18 protein-coding genes are annotated in these 16,902 nt (G+C 73.3%); 7 read left to right on the top strand and 11 right to left on the bottom strand.

Translation table 11 applies throughout. From position 1 onward, the window contains the following. Positions 1-18: 18 nt before the first annotated feature. Both ACR68M_RS22545 and ACR68M_RS22540 read left to right on the top strand, forming a co-directional pair. Positions 19-1,332 carry a nicotinate phosphoribosyltransferase gene (locus ACR68M_RS22545; RefSeq protein WP_441245916.1) on the top strand — a complete coding sequence of 438 codons (1,314 nt, stop codon included), beginning with the start codon at positions 19-21 and terminating at the stop codon, positions 1,330-1,332. 124 nt (positions 1,333-1,456) lie between these two features. Then, positions 1,457-2,047 (top strand): isochorismatase family protein, encoded by a 591-nt coding sequence (locus ACR68M_RS22540; protein ID WP_441245915.1) that lies wholly within the window; start codon positions 1,457-1,459, stop codon positions 2,045-2,047. Here ACR68M_RS22540 and ACR68M_RS22535 read toward each other — a convergent pair. Beyond that, entirely contained in the window at positions 2,037-3,062 is a 1,026-nt protein-coding gene (locus ACR68M_RS22535) for a hypothetical protein (RefSeq protein WP_441245914.1), read from the bottom strand. The two genes, ACR68M_RS22540 and ACR68M_RS22535, sit on opposite strands and share 11 nt — an antisense overlap. A 315-nt stretch (positions 3,063-3,377) precedes the next feature. Between ACR68M_RS22535 and ACR68M_RS22530 the strand changes: the two genes are divergently transcribed. From ACR68M_RS22530 to ACR68M_RS22520, 3 genes are all read left to right on the top strand, one after another. After that, positions 3,378-3,899 carry a hypothetical protein gene (locus ACR68M_RS22530; protein ID WP_441245913.1) on the top strand — a complete coding sequence of 174 codons (522 nt, stop codon included), beginning with the start codon at positions 3,378-3,380 and terminating at the stop codon, positions 3,897-3,899. A 149-nt stretch (positions 3,900-4,048) separates the two neighbouring features. Beyond that, the gene (locus tag ACR68M_RS22525; RefSeq protein WP_441245912.1) at positions 4,049-4,486 is read left to right on the top strand and encodes a hypothetical protein; all 438 of its coding nucleotides are present in this window, start codon (positions 4,049-4,051) and stop codon (positions 4,484-4,486) included. Positions 4,487-4,576: 90 nt separating this feature from the next. Continuing rightward, positions 4,577-5,647, top strand: coding sequence for a DUF2332 domain-containing protein (locus tag ACR68M_RS22520; RefSeq protein WP_441245911.1), 1,071 nt, complete (start codon positions 4,577-4,579; stop codon positions 5,645-5,647). Here ACR68M_RS22520 and ACR68M_RS22515 read toward each other — a convergent pair. The 6 genes from ACR68M_RS22515 to ACR68M_RS22490 form a co-directional block, all read right to left on the bottom strand. Beyond that, complete coding sequence (locus ACR68M_RS22515; RefSeq protein ID WP_441245910.1) at positions 5,644-6,186, bottom strand: DinB family protein; 543 nt, start codon at positions 6,184-6,186, stop codon at positions 5,644-5,646. The two genes, ACR68M_RS22520 and ACR68M_RS22515, sit on opposite strands and share 4 nt — an antisense overlap. A 144-nt stretch (positions 6,187-6,330) precedes the next feature. Then, positions 6,331-6,501, bottom strand: coding sequence for a hypothetical protein (locus ACR68M_RS22510; RefSeq protein WP_441245909.1), 171 nt, complete (start codon positions 6,499-6,501; stop codon positions 6,331-6,333). Between the two features lie 105 nt (positions 6,502-6,606). Further along, entirely contained in the window at positions 6,607-7,833 is a 1,227-nt protein-coding gene (locus ACR68M_RS22505; RefSeq protein ID WP_441245908.1) for a S8 family serine peptidase, read from the bottom strand. Positions 7,834-7,915: 82 nt separating this feature from the next. After that, on the bottom strand, positions 7,916-9,298 hold the full coding sequence (locus tag ACR68M_RS22500; RefSeq protein WP_441245907.1) for a WXG100 family type VII secretion target: 1,383 nt from the start codon (positions 9,296-9,298) through the stop codon (positions 7,916-7,918). 61 nt (positions 9,299-9,359) lie between these two features. Further along, positions 9,360-9,869 carry a hypothetical protein gene (locus ACR68M_RS22495; RefSeq protein ID WP_441245906.1) on the bottom strand — a complete coding sequence of 170 codons (510 nt, stop codon included), beginning with the start codon at positions 9,867-9,869 and terminating at the stop codon, positions 9,360-9,362. 133 nt (positions 9,870-10,002) lie between these two features. Next, the gene (locus ACR68M_RS22490; RefSeq protein WP_441245905.1) at positions 10,003-10,746 is read right to left on the bottom strand and encodes an endonuclease V; all 744 of its coding nucleotides are present in this window, start codon (positions 10,744-10,746) and stop codon (positions 10,003-10,005) included. A gap of 187 nt (positions 10,747-10,933) precedes the next feature. Here ACR68M_RS22490 and ACR68M_RS22485 point away from each other — a divergent pair, with 187 nt between their 5' ends. Next, positions 10,934-11,182 carry a hypothetical protein gene (locus ACR68M_RS22485; RefSeq protein WP_441245904.1) on the top strand — a complete coding sequence of 83 codons (249 nt, stop codon included), beginning with the start codon at positions 10,934-10,936 and terminating at the stop codon, positions 11,180-11,182. A gap of 17 nt (positions 11,183-11,199) precedes the next feature. Here the strand turns inward: ACR68M_RS22485 and ACR68M_RS22480 are convergent, their stop codons facing one another. Together ACR68M_RS22480 and ACR68M_RS22475 are read right to left on the bottom strand one after the other, a co-directional pair. Continuing rightward, positions 11,200-11,895 carry an RDD family protein gene (locus ACR68M_RS22480; RefSeq protein ID WP_441245903.1) on the bottom strand — a complete coding sequence of 232 codons (696 nt, stop codon included), beginning with the start codon at positions 11,893-11,895 and terminating at the stop codon, positions 11,200-11,202. 62 nt (positions 11,896-11,957) lie between these two features. Next, positions 11,958-13,172, bottom strand: a complete 1,215-nt coding sequence (locus ACR68M_RS22475; protein ID WP_441245902.1) for an RDD family protein — start codon at positions 13,170-13,172, stop codon at positions 11,958-11,960. A gap of 216 nt (positions 13,173-13,388) precedes the next feature. On the opposite strand from ACR68M_RS22475, the gene ACR68M_RS22470 reads away from it, so the two are divergent. Continuing rightward, positions 13,389-13,805 (top strand): SsgA family sporulation/cell division regulator, encoded by a 417-nt coding sequence (locus tag ACR68M_RS22470; RefSeq protein WP_441245901.1) that lies wholly within the window; start codon positions 13,389-13,391, stop codon positions 13,803-13,805. A gap of 36 nt (positions 13,806-13,841) precedes the next feature. On the opposite strand, the gene ACR68M_RS22465 is transcribed toward ACR68M_RS22470, so the two are convergent. Next, the gene (locus ACR68M_RS22465) at positions 13,842-15,203 is read right to left on the bottom strand and encodes a glycosyltransferase 87 family protein (RefSeq protein ID WP_441245900.1); all 1,362 of its coding nucleotides are present in this window, start codon (positions 15,201-15,203) and stop codon (positions 13,842-13,844) included. A gap of 131 nt (positions 15,204-15,334) precedes the next feature. Continuing rightward, positions 15,335-16,873, bottom strand: coding sequence for a glycoside hydrolase family 18 protein (locus tag ACR68M_RS22460; RefSeq protein WP_441245899.1), 1,539 nt, complete (start codon positions 16,871-16,873; stop codon positions 15,335-15,337). Positions 16,874-16,902 lie beyond the last annotated feature (29 nt).

The raw sequence follows: 16,902 nt of genomic DNA, 5'->3' as shown, positions 1-16,902 counted from the left end.
GGTAGTAGCATCATCCCCATGGACGCCATCACCGCGCGCCGCTCCACCGCGCTGCTCACCGACCGTTATGAGCTCACCATGTTGCAGGCCGCGCTGCGCAGCGGCGCCGCGCACCGCCGTTCGGCCTTCGAGGTGTTCACCAGGCGCCTCCCGAACGGCCGCCGCTACGGGGTGCTGGCCGGTACCGGACGGCTGCTGGACGCGATCGAGGACTTCCGCTTCACCAGCCACCAGCTGGACTGGCTGGCCGACCAGGAGGTGGTCGACGAGCCGACGCTGCGCTTCCTCGCCGACTACCGCTTCACCGGCGACATCCACGGCTACCCGGAAGGCGAGGTCTACTTCCCCGGCTCGCCCGTGCTCACCGTCGAGGGCACCTTCGCCGAGTCGGTGATCCTGGAGACGCTGATCCTCTCGATCCTCAACCACGACTCGGCGATCGCCGCCGCCGCCTCCCGGATGACCAGCGCCGCCGGGGAGCGCCCCTGCATCGAGATGGGTGCCCGCCGGGCGCACGAGGGCGCCGCCGTGGCCGCCGCTCGCGCCGCCTACGTCGCGGGCTTCACCGCGACCTCCGACCTGGAGGCCGGGTTCACCCACGGCATCCCGACCACCGGCACCGCGGCGCACGCCTTCACCCTGCTGCACGACAGCGAGCGGGATGCCTTCACCGCGCAGATCGAGTCGATGGGCCGGGGCACCACCCTGCTGATCGACACCTACGACCTCGCGGAGGCCGTCCGCACCGCCGTCGAGGTCGCCGGGCCGACGCTCGGCGCCGTCCGGATCGACTCCGGCGACCTGACCCTCCTCGCGCACCGCGTCCGCCGCCAGCTCGACCTGCTGGGGGCCGAGAAGACCCGGATCATCGTCACCTCGGACCTGGACGAGTACGCCATCGCCGCGCTGGCCTCCGCCCCCGTCGACGGCTACGGCGTCGGCACCAGCCTGGTCACCGGCAGCGGGCACCCGACCTGCGCCATGGTCTACAAGCTGGTCGCCCGCGCGACCGCCGCCGGCGGGCCGCTGCTGCCCGTGGCCAAGCGCTCGGCCGGGGCCAAGTCGAGCGTCGGCGGCCGCAAGTGGGCCGCCCGGCGGCCCGACGAGGAGGGGGTGGCCGAGGCCGAGGTGGTCGGCACCGGCGCGCTGCCCGCCGAGCTCGCGCCGCACCTGCTGCAGGTCCCGCTGGTCCGGCACGGCGAGATCGTCGGCCGCGAGCCGCTCACCGCCGCCCGCGACCGCCACGTCCGGGCCCGCGCCGGGCTCCCGCTCTCCGCCACCCAGCTCTCCAAGGGCGAGCCGGTGCTCCCGACCGAACTCGTCCTGCGCTGACGGCCGACGACTGACGCCCGACGGCCGACCCGGGGCGCGGGAAACCTTCCGCCTACGCGCGTCACTCCCTAGAGTTGAGCCCACCGCGCCCCCGCACCCTCCCCACCGACAAGGAAGCACCCCCATGCACCGGGCACTCATCATCGTCGACGTGCAGAACGACTTCTGCGAGGGCGGCAGCCTGGCCGTCGCCGGGGGCGCCGAGGTGGCCGCCGCGATCACCGACCTGATCGCCGAAGCGGCCTCCGGCTACACCCACATCCTTGCCACCCGGGACCACCACATCGACCCGGGCGGGCACTTCTCGACGGAGCCGGACTACCGGGACTCCTGGCCGGTGCACTGCGTCGCCGGTACGGAGGGTGTCGGCTTCCACCCCAACTTCGCGCCCTCCGTGACCTCGGGCGCGATCGAGGCGGTCTTCGACAAGGGTGCGTACTCGGCCGCGTACAGCGGCTTCGAGGGCACGGACGAGAACGGCGGCACGCTCGCCGAGTGGCTGCACGCCCGCAACGTCACCGAGGTCGACGTGGTCGGCATCGCCACCGACCACTGCGTCCGGGCCACCGCCCTGGACGCCGCCCGGGAGGGGTTCACCACCCGGGTCCTGCTGGATCTCACGGCCGGGGTCGCCGCCGCCACCACCGAGCACGCTCTGGTGGAACTCGCGGCGGCAGGGGTCGAGTTGACCGGCACGCCGGTCGTCAGGAGCTGACGAACAGCTCGATCACGTCCTCCCCACCGGCCCGGAAGGCCTCCCGCAGCTCGCCGCCGACCACGTCCGGTTCGGCGGCGACGCGCTGCCCGGAGACGTACACCACCCGGACCCCCAGGTACTCCATCCGGTGCTGGCCGCCCCGCACCCAGGCGGCCTCGCCCTCGCTGACGCAGCGCAGCTCGGAGTCGACCTCGACGGCGACACCCGCCTCCGGCCAGTAGAGATCCGGCACCGCGACGTACGTACCGCCCTTCATCCGCAGCTCGGGGCCGGTCACCGGCACCGGGAGCAGCCACTCGTCGATCAGCTCGCCCAGCCGGCCGAGGACCAACTCGCGCTGCGCCGCAAGCAGTTCGTCGAGGGCGGCCCGCACTCGCTCCTCCTCCAGCAGCTCGGCCTCGCCCAGCTCGGCGATCAACTCGGCGACGGTGCAACCGGCTTCGCCCCGGCCGACCGCCTCGACGAGCACCCGGCGCACCAGCGCGGGTGGCACCAGGCCGAGCTCGAAGGCACCCTCGGCCGCCCACTCGCGCAACGCGTCCGCCACCGCACGGGCGACCGGGGCGCAGGCCAGCCCGTGCACCGAGCGCGCCTCCAACTCCCGCCCGGTGCGCCGGATCCGCACCTCGCCCGCATCCTTCAGGCGGCGCTGGCGTGGCACCAGCACGTCCACCTCGGTCACGGCCGGGAGCCGGGGCACCGAGGTGAAGCCGTAGAGCGCGAGGGCAGCCGTGCCGGTGATCACCGCACCCTCCCGACGGCCCTCCTCCCGGCCGTCCTGCGCGGCGTAGAGCAGGGCGGCCCACATCCGCTGCTCGGGGGTCGGCTCGCCGCCCTGGAGCAGGTAGACCCGGGGCAGCAGCCGCTGCCAGGGGCCGCCGCGCCGGCAGTACTCGCTGACCACCCTCGCGGGGACTCCCCGGGCGCGCAGCTGGCTCGCGGTGATGACGTTCTGCTGGCGCCGCGCCAGCTCCTGGAGGGACGGGGCGGGGGAAGGGGCCTGGTAGCTCATGCCGACACCTTCCCCAACCGGCCCACTCCCGCATCCACGACCTGACGCACCGTTACCCAACCGTCGCGAAACCGGGACTGGCCTGCACTAAAGTCCCCATACCCTCACTCATAAGGCGTAAGGGATGTTCAGCCAGTTGCCGGATTCGGCCGGAGTTGGCCTGTACCATCCGATATTCCGCATTTCATCGGGGCCGTCCGGTGCCCGGTATGTGACCCCTTGATCAGCGGCTTCTGACCGAGAGTGACGAGCGCCATACTGAGAAGCACCGTCCGGGAGTCACAGCAGCCCCTCCGGATTGCCTACCATCGGCACATGTCTCGTGACGACTCCACCGGCCTGCGTGCCGCCCAACTGCGTCTCGGCCGCCTGCCCGGCTACGTCCGCCAGCCGGACCTGGCCCGCCGCAACGGCGAGGACGGCCACACGTACAAGAAGGGCTGGGAGGTCCGCTTCACCGCCCGGAACGAGCAGGAGATAGCCGAGATCCGCGAGGTGGTGACCGCTGCGGGTTTCGCCCCGGCGCGGCCGTTCTTCAAGGGCCACCAGCTGATCCAGCCGGTCTACGGCATAGCCGCCGTCCAGGCGTACCTGGCGGCGCGCGAGGCGGCCGAGGAGCTCGGCCGTGGCCGCCGCACCCTCCCCCAGCCTCCGGCCATCCCCGAACAGGCCGGCCCGGACCGCAGCACCGTCGACCGCAGCACCCTCGACCGCAGCACCCTCGACCGCAGCACCCTCGACCGCAGCGCCGCAGCCCCCGCCGCGGCAGCCGCAGCCGCCTCGGCCGCCGCCGTCGCCGCGCAGCGCGCACGGGAGCGGGAACGCTCGGCCCAGTAGGTCGGGCTCGCGAGCTGACACCCAGTCATATATCGTCTCAATCACACCCCTCGCACACTCTTCGACACGACATTGTCACTCAAAGCGTCCGCCCAAGGCCCTAGAGTGAGCATGACCCCGCTGCCGAGACTCCAGATCGCGAGGCTGATGTGACCAGTCGTCATGTCCGGCCCATCGACCTGGGTGCCCAACCTCCGCACCTGTCACTGGAGTTCGTCGCCTTCCGGGAGCTGCACCTGCCCCGGTACCTGAGCTACGCCAAGGTGTGGTTCCGCGAGCCCGGCCGGGCGGCCGAGGCCGTCGAGCTCGCCTTCCGGGCACTGGCCGCCGTCTGGCCGGAGATCCTCGGCAGCCCCAACCCCACGGCGGCGGCCTGGCAGATCGTGCGGAGCACCGTCACCGCGCGGACCGCCCCACCGGACGCCACTCCCGCCCCACGCGCCACTGCCGAGGACGAGGATCTGGCCATCCTGCACTACGTCGTCGGCCTCGCCACCCCCGAGATCGCCGACGTCGTCGGGGCCGACACCGCGAGCATCGCCAGCCAGCTCCGGCACGCCCTGCGGAGCGACATCGGCGAGTGGTGACGGCAATCACCCGGGTGGCCACTTCTCCCCCACCTGCCACAGGCGAATGATGATCACTGATCGGACCGCCTGGAACACCGGGAGAAGACCTTGCCACGCGAGCACGCCATCGCCATGATCGACCACCAGGCCGATGCCTGCGCCGAGTTGGGCTCCCCGCTGTACGCGGCCCTGCTGCACCGCGCCGCCCGCGACGTCGCCGAGGGCGGCCCCTGCGCCGAGGCGCTCGCCGGGTACGAGGACGCCCCCGGCCCGGCCGCGATCGCGCTGCGCCTGCTCGGCGCGGTGCACGGGCTCGTCCTGACCGGCCGCGCCCCCGAGCTGGCCGCCCACTACCCGAGCGCGGGCGGCAGCTTCGACCCCGCCGGGGCGGACGCCGCCTGGTCCGCCTTCCGAGCCACCGTCGCCGCGGGGCTCCCCTGGATCCGGGAGTGGATGACCAGGCCGCCGCAGACCAACGAGACCGGCCGGGCCAATCTGCTGGTCACCGGCCTCCTGCGAGCCCTCGCCGAGACCGGCCCGCTCCCCGTCCGGCTCTTCGAGCTCGGCTCCAGCGCCGGGCTCAACCTGCTCGCCGACCACTTCCGGCTGACCGCCCCGGGCTTCGCGTACGGCCCGGCCGACTCCCCCGTGCTGCTCGCGGACGCCTGGCGCGGCACCCCGCCCGGCTGGCTCACCGGCCCCCAGCCCGAGCTGCGCTTCACCGAACGGCGCGGCTGCGACCCGACGCCGATCGACCCGCGCTCCGCCGACGGCGCGCTGGCGCTGCGCAGCTACGTCTGGGCCGACCAGCCGAGCCGGGCCGCCCGGCTGAACGGCGCGCTGGCGCTGGCCGCCGAGCTGCCGACGCAGGTCGAGGCCTCGGGCGCCGGTGACTTCCTCGGCCAGGTGCAGCCCGCCGAGGGCGCCCTGACGGTGGTCTGGCACTCGATCATGCGCCAGTACGTCCCGAAGCCCGAATGGGCTCGCGCGGAGGCCGAGTTGACGCGCCTCGCCGAGGCGAGCACGCCCACCGCGCCCGTCGCCCACGTCGCCTTCGAGCCCCGCCGGGTCGGCGAGGAGCACCGCTTCCTGCTCACCGCACGGGTCGGCTCCGGCGCCGAGCAGGTCGTCGCCGAAGCCGCCCCGCACGGCGTCCCCGCCTGGGAGACAGACGTCTAGGCGTCCTGGAGCTTCACGCCCGTCACATCGAAGAGGTGGTGCACCGGGTCGTGGACGAGGTACTGCGCGAACGTCTCGACCGTGAACCGGGCGCCGTCGCTGCGGCCTCCGGTGCGCAGCCACTGCTCGCCGCCGACCGTGTCGAAGGCGGCCGCCAACTTCTCGGCCGCCTCGGCGAGTTCGACCGCGACGACGGCCGGGTCCTGCTCGCCGTAGCGTTCGGCGAGAGCCGTCTCGTCCTGGTCCCAGTTGGCGAAGCCCGGGTCTTCCTGGGTGAGCATCAGGTCGAGGCGGAGGTCGAACAGGCGGAAGACGTCCCGCACGTGGCAGGCGTACTCCAGCTCCGACCAGACCTCCGCGCTCGGGCGGCGGCGCACGTCCTCCGCCGAGCCGACGGTGAGGATCGCGATCCAGCTGGCCGCGTTGGCCCGGATCATGGCGGCGACGTCCTCGCGGAGGACCGCCGGGGTGTCGAGGCCGCAGTCGGCGCAGGCGCGTTCGAGCACCCACGTCCAGTCCTTGGTGTCAGGAGTGATCATGCCCCAAGGATCCGCCGCCCCGGCCGCCCCGGACCACCCTCCGGACCGCCAGCCTGCGCCAAGATGCTGCCAGACCGGGCTTTCTCCCGCGAAAGCCCGGCAGCCCGGCGGCCCAGCAGTTCGGCGGCCCAGCAACTCAGCAGCTCAGCCCTTGGTGCCCTGCACCGTGCAGACCGCGCCGAGCGTGGTCGGCGTCAGGCCGACCCAGCCGAGCAGTTGGCTGCACACAGCGGCCTCCTGCTGGTTCTTCGGCCCGTCGGCCGAGGCCGACCCCGCTCCCAGCGTCCCGACGGCCACCAACGCAGCACCGAGCACAGCCAACTTCCTCAACACGGCAGACCCTCCAAGCAGTAGACGGACGGACCATCCCTACCCGAAGGACCCACCGGCCCCAAGGACCATCGCCCATCCGTGGGCGCGTCACCCCTGCCGGCGGCGCACCACCAGCACGACACCGACGACCGCCAGCAGCACCACCGCACCGCCGACCCCGTACACGTACCCGGGGATGCCACCGCTCGCGGCCTTCGCCGTCGGCTGCTGGGTCCTGTCCGGGGCCGGGGTCGCCGAGCCAGGGGCGGACGCCGCTGCCGAGGGGCTGTTGGTCGCCTCCGGCGCGCCCTGGGCCTCCGTCCGGGCCAGCAGCGGGTTGTCGCGCGGGCCGTTGTCCACCGCCGGGTTGGCCGCCAGTGCCTTGGACGGCGAGGCGATCCCGTAGCCGTAGCCGGTGTTGGGCACGGCGGACTTGTCGGGCGGCGCCACCGCCGAGCTGATCATCCGGTTGATGACCTGACCGGCCGACAGCTGCGGGTACTTCGCCCGGATCAGGGCGGCGATGGCGGAGACGTACGCGGTGGAGTCCGAGGTGCCGGTGCCCTTGCCGTAGCTGCCGGCGGACTGCGCCGTCGCGCGGTAGACGTCGACACCGGGCGCGACCAGGGTGACCTCGGGGCCGCGGTTCGACTTGCTCCACAGCGCGCCGGACTGGTCGATCGCGCCGACCGCCACCACGCCGGGGAAGGCCGCGGGGTACAGCACCGGGCTGTTCACGTCGCCGAGGTTGCCGACGCCGGCGACCAGCACGACGTCCTTGCTGACGGCGTACTTCACGGCCTCGCGGGCTGCGTCGTCGTGACCGAGCGAGCCCGCGATGGACATGTTGACGACCTTGGCGCCCTTGTCGACCGCGAAGCGGATGGCGTCGGCGATCTTGGTCTCGGGGCCCGAGCCGATGTTGCCGTCCTCCGTCAGACCGACCTTGATCGGGAGGATCTTCGCGTGCGGAGCCAGGCCCATGATCCCGGAGCCCGAGCCGGCGCCGTGGCCGTGCCCGGCGATGATGCTCGCCATCCCGGTGCCGTGGCCGGTCGCGTCATCCTTGCCCGACGAGTTGCCGCCGGAGAAGTCCGCGCCCGGCAGGAGCTGGCCGGTCAGGTCCTGGTGGTCGACCACACCGCTGTCGATCACGGCGACGATCACGCCCTCACCCGTGCTGACCGGCCAGACGTCGCGGGCCGCCGCGTACTTCCCCAGCGGCCACTGACCGTCCCGGATGTTGTCCGCCGCAGCGGGCCCGACGCAGACCACACCGAGCAGAGCCCCTGCGGCCAGCACTGCCATCCCACGCACCGGTCGGCCGATCGTCAAGCCTCGTCACCTCATCGTCGAAGGGGGCGGCCGGTGCACGACCGGCCGCCCCATCAGTTCGAACTGCCCTACGGACAGCGCGTCATTCCACCACGTCGGGGTTGGCCTCCCGGCCCGACTCCCAGGTCTCCTGGTCCTCGACCAGGTAGCCGGGACGCGCCTTGTCGGCCTTCTTCTCCTTCTTCCGGCCCTTCGCGCCGCCGGGCCCGCCCTCGGCTTGGCCCTTGCCCTGGCCCTTGCCGCCGGCCCCGTGGCCGTCGGCGCCCTGCCCGGCCTGCCCACGGCCCCGGCCGAGGCCGGACCCGCCCTCGGTGAAGCTGCGACGGCTCGAACCCTCGCCGCTGCCGCCGATCGCGGTGCCCGCGCGCCCGGAGCCGGACCGACCGGCCCGGCCGGCGCCCGTGCTGCCCTCGCCGCCCTCCAGCCCGCCCGAGCCGAAGGTGGCGCCGCCACGGCCTGCGCCGCCGCCGAGCCGGGCCGTGCCGCCGGAGACGCTGCCGTCCCGGCCGCCACCGGCCCCGAACGTCCCGCCGCCCTGGCCACCGCCACTGAGCCAGCTCTCGCTGCCGGGCCCGCCCGAACCGCCGCCGGTGCCGCCCGTCACCGGGCCGAGCCCGCCACCGGGCGGCCTGGTGCCGAGCACCACGCCGTCGAGCCCCGTCCCCGGGCCGGACTTGCCCGGGGCGAGCGGCTTCGGCACCGGGTTCGCCAAGCCGCCCTTGATGTCCGGGTCGGTGGTCGCCGAGGTGGAGTACTTCGCCGACTGCGGAGACTTCGGCGACTGCGCCGACCGCTCCGGTTCGGTCGCCATCCGCTGCATCGTGGTGCCCGACTGCCGGGACTGCGAGCCACCGGCCAGGCCCATCCCGCCGCCCATGATCAGCGCACCGATGGCCGTCGCCCCGGAGGGCTCCCCCGGCGCCGGGATGTCGGTGACGTCGTCGACCTGCCCGCCGAACGGCGGCGGCTTCAGGTACGAGGTCGCCGAGCGGTACTTGGTGGCGAGCGTCTGCATCACCGCGACGGCCTTGGCCTTGCGCTCGTCGGTGACGGTCGTGCGGGTGTTCTCGTTGTCGACGCCCACGGCCGACTGCGCGGTGTCGCCGACCGCGTCACCGACCTTGTCCCAGAAGTCCGGCTCCTCGGGCATCTCGCGCTTGGCCTGGTCGATCGCCTCCGACATCATCGACATGGTGATGGCGGCGTCGTTCGCGTAAGCGGCGATGTTGTTGACGCTGGTGGCGAGCTTGGTCATCTTCGCGTAGAAGGCGTCGCTGCTGGAGCCCTCCCAGGTCGACGTGGCGTCGCCGGAGGCCGAGTCGAGGGTGGTGCGGATCTGCTTCAGCGTGTCGGCAGCCCGGCGCCAGGGGTCACCGGCCGACATCACGCCGCCGGAGTCCATCCCCTGGACCATGTTGCGCAGGTCGCCGTGGCTGTAGCCGTTGAAGTTCGTGAAGCCGCTCATGGGCGGACGCCTCCCGTCGCCGTATCAGGGGTCGCCGTGTCGGAAGTCGGCATGTCCGGGGTCACCACGTCTCGTGCGGATCGCCGCCGCCGACCGGCGAACTGCCGGTCGGGGGGCCCGGCGTGGGGACGGGGCCGGTCACGATGCCGGGCGGCCTGGGAGCAGCGGCGTAGCTGACCCGGGTGGTGACCGGCGGCAGCGGACTGCCCACGGACCAGCCGTCACCTGCGACCTTGAGATGGTGGGTGGTCTCGTGCTCCTGCTCCTCGTAGTTGGTCGCAGTGAGGTCGGCCTTCCGCTGGGCCTCGTCGATCGCCTCGTGCAGCGCGTTCAGGACGTCCCGCAGGCCGTCCCGCATCACCTCGTACCTGTCGTGCAGCTCCTGCGCCTCGGCGAAGGTGCCGAAGGCCGAGCGCCCGATCCCACTCTGGATGTGCGCCTTGCTCCCGTCCGCATTCGCCTGGAACTCGTCGAGCAGTCTCCGTACCTGCGTGGCGAATGCCCGCAGACTGTCGACCTCGACGCGGTACCCGGCGCCCGAGCCGCCGCTCGACCCGCTCCCCGTACTCACGACTTCATGCCCCCGTAGTTCTGGTCTGCCGTGCATCAACTCGCCCGAACAGCTCTAACCCACATGTCTAACACATGCGTCTGCCCGCGTGGACACCCCCGGGTGCCCCCGAGTGCAGTCCCGTACCCCTGTTCTACCCGCGTCCGGTTGACGGAACCTCACCCAGTGCCTGGTCAAGGGCCCAGCGGCAGAGCGAATCGGCCCGCCGGGTGGTCTCCGGCTGGCGGAAGCCGTGAGCCAACTGCAACGTCACCTCCACAGCCTCCGCAAGACCGATGCGGTGCCCGACCGAGACGAAGACCGGCTTCACCCCCGCCCTGGTCCGCACCGCCCGGCCGACCTCCTCGCCCGTGACGGCGTCCGACAGCGGGGCGGTGCAGCCGCGTTCGGCCCCGGGCTGCTCGTACGTGAAGGTGAACGGGGTCTTGGCGACGCCGAGCGTCGGCAGGCCCGTCAGCACGCCGAGGTGACTGGCGAGCCCGAGCCGCCGGGGGTGCGCGAGGCCGTAGCCGTCGCAGACCACCAGATCCGGCCTGCGGCTCAGCGCGGCCAGGGCGTCGAGCACGGTGGGGAGTTCGCGGAACGCGAGCAGCCCGGGGACGTACGGGAAGCTGATCCGGCCGACGGCGGTGGTCTCCTCGACCAGCTCCCGGGTGCGGAGATCGAGCAGCACGGCGGCCGCGACCACCAGATCGCGCTCGTCGTCGTACGCAACGTCGACGCCGGCCACCACGGCGCCCTCGCCCGGCACCGGGCCGTACGGCTCGACGAGGGGCCGCAGGCGCTCCTGCTCGGCGACGGCGGCGGCCTCGGTGGTCGGCCAGTCGTCGGTGGTGGGCCAGCTGTCAGCGGTGGGCCAGTTGTCAGGCACGGGCACGGCTCGCTCCCCCGGAGAAGTACGGTCCGCCCACCGTACCGACCGTCAGGTGGCGGCCCGCACCCGGGAAGTGAGCCTGTGCGCCCCCCGTGCCCCGCCGCCACCGGGTTAGGCTGTACTTACCGGGCTGCCTTCCTGGGTAGACCTTCGGTTACGACACCGACCCTCGTGCGAAGGACGGACCGCCATGCCGCGCCCCACCATCGCCCAGCTGTGCACCGGTACGTTGACCGTCGTCGCCGCCGCCGTGGCGCTGCTCGCCGTCTCGGGCGCGACGGGGGTGCTCCAGATCGCCGTCCTGGTCGCCTTCGCCCTGGCGCTCGGCACGCTCGCCACCGCGCTGCAGATGGCCGCCGCCCACCGGAGGCCGTCGGCCCCCGCCGCTGCGCCGGCCGCCCCCGCACCGGCCCGGCCGGAGTACGCCCGCCAGCTCTGACGGGCGTACGGCTGGGGTCAGAGATCGGTCGACACCACCACGGTCTTCGCCGCCTTGTCGTGGATGCACTGGCGGTACGGCTTGTCGAAGACCCCGAACAGGCCGTCGACCGGCCACCACAGAGCGCCGCAGCAGAGCAGCGCGGGGACGACGAAGGTCGCCGCCCGCGTCCAGGCCGCCGAGCCGGCCGGCGCGCTGCCGTCGACCAGCATCGCGACCCGCACCTTCATGACCTTCTTGCCGATGGTCTGCCCGTCCCGGCTCAGCATCAGGCCCTCGTAGACCAGGTAGAGGCCGTAGCCGAGCCAGGCCGCGCCGACCCAGCCGTTCTGGCTGCCGAGGCTGACGAAGGGCAGCACGATCAAGGTCGCGATCGCCTGCACGAGCACGAAGTCGATCACGCGCGCGACGATCCGGTTCAGCCAGCTGCCGATCGGCGGCATCCCGGGCACCGGGCCGGGCCCGGCCGTGTACGGGGCGCCGGGCTGCTGGTAGGGCGTGCCGTACGCGGGGGGCGGGGCGCCGTAGGGAGCGCCATACCCGCCGGGGGTCTCGTACGGGCTGCCCGGCGGCGGAGGCGGGGGCGTGCCGTGCGGGTCGGACGGGGTGCCCGACGGCCCGTTCGAGGGCCCGCCCGCCGGTGGAGGCTGCTTCTCGAAGGAGGGCTTGCCGCCCCCGTCCGGCTCGTTGCCCGAGGGGTCATAGGTGCTCATGCACCGAGTAGAACATCATTAATTGTACAAGTCTGGGATATTTAGTCCGTTTTGACCGACTCTCAGGCCCGGACCACCCGGGTCCGCGCCATCCGGTCCTGCCAGCCCCGCCGCAGGCCACGGTCGGCGAACGGCCAGAGCGCGCCGACCACCAGCAGGACGGCGAACTGCCCGACCAGCCAGCGCACCGCCGAACGCCCGAGCGCCGGAGGCTCGGTGCCGTCACCCCGGGTGCCGACCACCCGGACACCGGCCAGCCGCTTGCCGAAGGTCTGCCCCGTCCGCGCCGTCGGCAGCACCTCGTACACCACCCCCACCAGCACCAGCACGGCCAGCAGCACCCCGAGCTTGCCGAGCACCACGCCGTCCACCAGCCAGACCTGCACCCCGCGCCCCGTCAGCTCCGCCGACGACCGGGCCTGCTCCAGCTTCAGCTGCACGTGGTCGGCCACGGCCGAGACCAGCGGCACCCCCGCCCCCACGGCGACCACCGAGACCACGGCACCGTCCACCAGCCGGGCGGCGAGCCGCCGGCCCATCCCCGCCGCCGCACGCTGCGCCGGCCGCCGGGCCGCCACCGGGCCCGGCACGGCCCGGCGGGGCGCCGGAAGCGCGGCGGGCACCGCCGGAGGCGTCGGCACAACAGCGGGCAGGACGGCAGTCAGGGCGGCGGGCACAACAGCGGGCAGGACGGCGGCCACCGGCTCGGGCACAGGCACAGGCACAGGCACAAGCACGGCTGCCGCAGCCCCGGGCTCGTCCGGGGTGGCGGGTGCGTCCGGGGTGGCGCCCCAGGAGACCCAGCGCGGCGCGTCCTCCGCCTCCAGCAGGCCGCGCTGCGCACGCGGGTCGACCTGCCAACCGGTCGGCGTGTGCGCGACGGTCTGCTCCACCGCCGCGATCGGCTCGGCCTCGGGCTCGGGAGCCGTGGAGAAGGTGAAGGAGGCCCCCGCCGAGGTCTGGTCGAAGTACACCGGCCCGGTCTCGGCGGCCTGCACCGGCTCGACGCGGGCAGCTGGAGCCTGGGCGACCACCGGGGCGGCCTGGGCGACGACCGGCGGCGGCATGTACCGGGCGGGCGCCGGCCCGGCCTGGCGGGCGGCGAAGCGCGGGGGTTCCAGCACCTCCCCCTCGCGCGGCGCCGGCCTGCTGGTGCCGGGCACCCAGGCGGCGCCTCCCCAGTAGCGGACGAAGCCGGGCACGGAGGGGTCGGGGTAGTAGCCCGGCGTCGGGCCAACGGCGGTGGACGCGCCGCCGACGATGGGCCGTTCCGTCATGTGGTTCTTCTTTCCTGCTTTCGCGCACAGTCGCGGGGCAGTCACAAAGGGTAGTGCCTGGCTGGTGCGACGGGTGGCAGATCGGGAATCGCCACCGGTTTCGGCGAAACTCCGCGAACGTCCGCGAAAAGGCGTGTAAGACCCACCGGCCTCCGCACTCTCCCTCTCCGAAGGGCCCCGGCAGGGCGGGCCCGGCGAGACCGAGAGGAACCGGTCATGGAGAGCTCCACGAGCGTCGTCGAGCACGAACTCGATCTGAATCTGGTGCTGTCGCCCGAGCGCAGCGTCCCCGTCCCGGCCCGGCTGTCGTACGGCATCCACGACCCGTTCGCCGTGCACATCACCTTCCACCTGGACAGCGGCTCGCCGGTGACCTGGGTGTTCGCCCGGGAGCTGCTGGTGGAGGGCACCTTCCGGCCGTGCGGCCAGGGGGACGTCCGGATCTGGCCGACGCGCTCCGGGCGCACCAGCGTGCTCTGCATGGCGCTCAGCTCCCCGGCCGGGGACGCGCTGCTGGAGGCGCCGCTCCCGGCCGTGGCGTCCTGGCTGGAGCGGGCCCACCGCCTGGTGCCGCCGGGCGCCGAGCTGGCCGCGCTCGACCTCGACCACTCGCTCGCCGAGTTGCTGGCCTGAGCGGCCAGGCCGAGCCAGGCCCGGCCGGGCCCGGCCCTAGCGGCTGCCGACTCGCGCCAGGTCGTCCGACGTGGCCTCGGTACGCGGCTGCGGCACCCGGACGAGTGGTGCGCCACCGGCGAGTCGACGCGACCGGATGCGCAGGGCGGCCAGCGCCAGGAAGCAGAGGCCGACCGCCGGGTAGACCGAGGCGGGGAGCTGGTGGGCGGCGGGCAGGTGCAGGTCGAGCGGCCACTTGTGCGGCACGATCCACATCGCGAACGAGAGGAAGGCGAGCAGCGTGGCGGCGAACACGGGCCGCCAGCGGAGTCGACGTACGAGAGCCGGGCGGGAGCGCTCGTGCGCGGCCTCGGCCGCGAGCAGGACGAGCATCGGCACGCACCACACCCAGTGGTGGGTCCAGCTGATCGGGGAGATCAGCACGGCGGTGACAGCGGCGCAGCAGATGCCCCAGGCCTCGGCGCGGGGCAGCCAGCGGGCGCTGCGGTGGGCCCAGACGGCGGTGGCCAGACCGGCGACGGCGACGAGCGCGGAGCCCGCGGTCGCCAGGGTGCCCGGGTCGGCGGTGTGCAGCAGCCGGGCGAAGGCACCGCGGATCGACTGGTTGTCGACGATCTCGGTCTTGCCGACCCGGGCGGAGTCGTAGAGGTACTTCGTCCAGAAGCCCCAGGTCGCGTCGGGCAGCACGACCGCCCCGAGGGCGAAGGTCGCGAGGAAGGTGAAGCCCGCCACGAAGGCGGCCCGGACACGGCCGGTGATCAGCAGGTAGACCGCGAACAGGCCGGGGGTGAGCTTGATGCCGGCGGCGATGCCGATCGCGAGGCCCTTGCTGCGGCGGCCGTCCGGCCGGGTCAGGTCCCAGAGGATCAGGCAGGCCAGCACGAGGTTGATCTGCCCGTACCGCAGCGTGGTGAAGACCGGCTCCAGCCAGACGCCGAGGCCCGTGACCAGCACCACCCCGACCGGCCTGAGCTCACGGCGCGGCCAGCCGGTCAGCCTGAACGAGAGGTGGGCCAGCAGCGCCAGCAGGCCCAGGTTGCCCGCTGTGACGACGACCCGGAGCACCCCGACCCCCAGCCAGGTGGTCGGCACGAAGAGCATCGCGGCGAACGGCGGGTACGTCGCGGGCAGGTTCCACTGGGTGACCCGCAGCGCGTACAGGTCGTTCCCGTTCGCGACGGCCGCGCCCTCGGCCCGGTAGACCACCATGTCGACCATCGAGGTGCCGACGAAGTGCCGCACCAGCGCGTACGCGACCAGCGAGAACAGCGAGACGGCCCCCGCGACGACCATCGCCCGCCGTGGCGCCTCCCGCACCGACCGCAGCGCCTGCCCCGGGAGCTCCGCCAGTCGGGCAGCACTCCCGGCCTTCTCGACCTGCGCTTGCGCCGCTGTCACGTTCCGCTCCGTCCGCCGGTAGACCAGCTAGCGACACTACCTGACACCGTCGGACGGAGCTCAGCCCAGCGATGCCCCGGGGTGCACGTACGAGAGCGTTGACGACAAGGGGCGCGGGCCCCCAGCGCGTTTCAGCCGGTGTAGCTGCTGAATGCGCGCGTGAAGTCGAGCGGCTGCTGCGCGATGCTGCTGCAGGTCGCGTCCGCGTACGGCTTGGCGCCGCCGTCGCAGGCCTTGTCGCGGGTGCCGGACCACATGGCGAGCCAGCCGAGGTGCTTGGTCCTGGCGAAGTCGGCGAGCTGGGTCGCGTCGGCGACGGTGAACACCTCGGTGGAGACGTCGTTGACGCCGATCATCGGGGTCACCGCGACCTTCGCCCAGGCGGCGCTGTCGCCGAGGCCCAGCACGCTCTTGACCTGGGCCTGCGTCGCGGTCGCCGCGTCGATGGCGTACTTGCCCATCTGGCCCTTCGGGTTCGGCGCGACGCCGTCGCCGAAGTCCATCGCCATGATGTTGACCGCGCCGACGGCGACACCGGCGGCCTTGGCGTTCGCGACGAGGTTGACGCCGTCCTGGGTCAGGCCGCTGGGCAGGGCGGGGAGGGTGAAGGAGACGTCCAGCGTGCGGCCCTTCGCGGCGGCGTTCTGCTGGAGCTGCGTGATCGCCTGGGCGCGGCGGCCGTTGGCGGCGGTGTCGCCGAGCGCGCCGCCCTCGATGTCGAAGTCGACCTTGGTGAGACCGTACGCGTCGACGGCCTTCTGGTACGCGGCCGCAAGCTCGGCGGAGGAGGAGCAGACGGTGGCCAGCTCACTTCCGTTGGCCCCGCCGAAGGAGACCCGGACGTCACCGCCGACGGCGCGCAGGGCGCCGATCTGGGCGGCGACGGCGTCGCTCGCCAGGTCGCTGACCCCGCCCCACTTCGGGGTGCAGCCGCCACCGGAGACGACGAACGCCAGGTTGAAGTCCTTGACTCCGCTCGCCTTGGCCGTGCCGACCAGGTCGTACGCCGGGTAGAGCGAGGTGTCGACGTACGGGGCGAAGTGCGAGCCGGTCGCCGGAGCGGGCGGGGCAGTGGTCGGCGTCACCGTCGGCGTCACTGTCGGCGTCGGCTTCACGGTCGGCGTCTGCGACGGCTTGGCGGACGCCGAGGGGGACGCGGAGGCCGTCGGGGTCGGCGCCGTGGTCGGGCGGCCGGACGGGGTCGGGGCCGGGCCGGTGCCCGCCTTGCAGGAGACGTTGTTGATCAGACAGTTGCCGGGCTCGGCCTGGGCGGCGCCGGTCGCCTGGACGACGAACCCGACGTCCAGCGAGCGGCCGGCCTCGATCCGCTTGCTCCAGTCCGCAGGCTTGACGGTGATGTGCTGGCCGCTGGCGGTGAAGGTGGCGTTCCAGAGCGAGTCGATCTTCGCACCGGTCGGCAGGTCGAAGGTGAGCGTCCAGTCATCGATCGGGCCGGAGTCGGTGTTGGTCACCAGGTACTGCGCGGAGTAGCCCGACTGCCAGGTGCTGGTGGCCGTGTAGACGGCGCCGAGCGAGGCGGCGCTCGCGGAGGAGGCCAGGGCGAAGACGCCACCGGCGGCGACCGCCACGGCGAGTGCGGACGCCCCGAGGACGGTGCCCTTACGGCTGCGGCGGCGGTGTCCTGCTCGTCGGCTGGGCTGGGTCGTCATAGCGCAACTACCTCCACGGAGTGACTGGA

It is taken from the genome of Kitasatospora sp. McL0602, assembly GCF_052076145.1.
Lineage (GTDB): Bacteria > Actinomycetota > Actinomycetes > Streptomycetales > Streptomycetaceae > Kitasatospora.
Note: the sequence above shows the minus strand (reverse complement) of the source record. Positions and strands in the feature narration are given on the sequence as shown.

Excerpts from the sequence above, each read along its gene's own strand:
- ACR68M_RS22545 (WP_441245916.1), top strand. The coding sequence starts at position 19 with ATGGACGCCATCACCGCGCGCCGCTCCACCGCGCTGCTCACCGACCGT.
- ACR68M_RS22485 (WP_441245904.1), top strand. The coding sequence starts at position 10,934 with ATGCCGCGCCCCACCATCGCCCAGCTGTGCACCGGTACGTTGACCGTC.
- ACR68M_RS22480 (WP_441245903.1), bottom strand. The coding sequence starts at position 11,895 with ATGAGCACCTATGACCCCTCGGGCAACGAGCCGGACGGGGGCGGCAAG.
- ACR68M_RS22535 (WP_441245914.1), bottom strand. The coding sequence starts at position 3,062 with ATGAGCTACCAGGCCCCTTCCCCCGCCCCGTCCCTCCAGGAGCTGGCG.
- ACR68M_RS22540 (WP_441245915.1), top strand. The coding sequence starts at position 1,457 with ATGCACCGGGCACTCATCATCGTCGACGTGCAGAACGACTTCTGCGAG.
- ACR68M_RS22470 (WP_441245901.1), top strand. The coding sequence starts at position 13,389 with ATGGAGAGCTCCACGAGCGTCGTCGAGCACGAACTCGATCTGAATCTG.
- ACR68M_RS22500 (WP_441245907.1), bottom strand. The coding sequence starts at position 9,298 with ATGAGCGGCTTCACGAACTTCAACGGCTACAGCCACGGCGACCTGCGC.
- ACR68M_RS22515 (WP_441245910.1), bottom strand. The coding sequence starts at position 6,186 with ATGATCACTCCTGACACCAAGGACTGGACGTGGGTGCTCGAACGCGCC.
- ACR68M_RS22460 (WP_441245899.1), bottom strand. The coding sequence starts at position 16,873 with ATGACGACCCAGCCCAGCCGACGAGCAGGACACCGCCGCCGCAGCCGT.
- ACR68M_RS22530 (WP_441245913.1), top strand. The coding sequence starts at position 3,378 with ATGTCTCGTGACGACTCCACCGGCCTGCGTGCCGCCCAACTGCGTCTC.
- ACR68M_RS22475 (WP_441245902.1), bottom strand. The coding sequence starts at position 13,172 with ATGACGGAACGGCCCATCGTCGGCGGCGCGTCCACCGCCGTTGGCCCG.